The organism is Aureimonas sp. D3, from assembly GCF_001463805.1.
GTDB classification, from domain to species: domain Bacteria; phylum Pseudomonadota; class Alphaproteobacteria; order Rhizobiales; family Rhizobiaceae; genus Aureimonas; species Aureimonas ureilytica_A.
The window spans coordinates 1-757 of record NZ_BBWM01000080.1 but is presented as its reverse complement, the minus strand read 5'-3'; the positions used below and the strand labels follow the sequence as shown (position 1 = coordinate 757).

At 60.4% G+C, this 757-nt stretch carries 1 protein-coding gene; it reads right to left on the bottom strand.

Annotated features, from left to right (window positions below; translation table 11 throughout):
- Nucleotides 1-87: 87 nt before the first annotated feature.
- Nucleotides 88-720: a tyrosine-type recombinase/integrase gene (locus AUL36_RS22285; protein ID WP_062224389.1), complete on the bottom strand. Its 633-nt coding sequence runs from the start codon at nt 718-720 to the stop codon at nt 88-90.
- Nucleotides 721-757: the final 37 nt, after the last annotated feature.

Genomic DNA, 757 nt, shown 5'->3' with positions numbered 1-757 from the left:
TTTCCACCCGACGTCGCTATGGGAACGGTCGCAAACGAGGCTCGTAAGCGGCCGTCCCGCGTTGAGATGCAGCGATCGAAGGGGGTCTTAAACCTCGGTTCCCTCGGCAAGAGTTAGTGCATCCTCGACATCGACACCGAGGTAACGCACCGTGCTTTCGATCTTGGTATGGCCAAGCAGGATCTGAACAGCGCGAAGGTTTCCGGTCGCGCGGTAGATGATCGAAGCTTTCGTCCGCCGCAGTGAATGCGTGCCGTAGTCCTCCTTCCGCAGACCGATCGCCGTCACCCACTCATCGACGAGGCGAGCATACTGTCGCGTGCTGAGGTGAGAGGAGTGATCGATGCGGCTTGGGAAGGCGTAATCATCGACCGTTCCGCCGCGTCGCTCCAGCCATGCCAGCAGGCTCGTGCGTGCTGCTTCCATAAGTTCGAACTGCACTGGCCGCTTCGTATTACGCTGCACCACGATCGCGCGGGCACGAATACGTCCGCCCGACACGAGGTCGCCGATCTTCACCTTCACGACGTCACAGCCACGCAGCTTGCTGTCGATGGCAAGATCAAACAGGGCCCTGTCGCGCAGCCGTCCCTCATGATCGAGCCAGAAGCGGATCGCCCAAACCTGTGGCGGCTTCAATGCTCGCTTGGCGCCGACCACTCGGCCTGCGTTCCATGCTTTCCTTCCGTTGGTTGCCGGATCAAATGTCGAATGTCCCATTGTCGTTCTCCCATGGCCTGAATGGCCGACGGGAGTG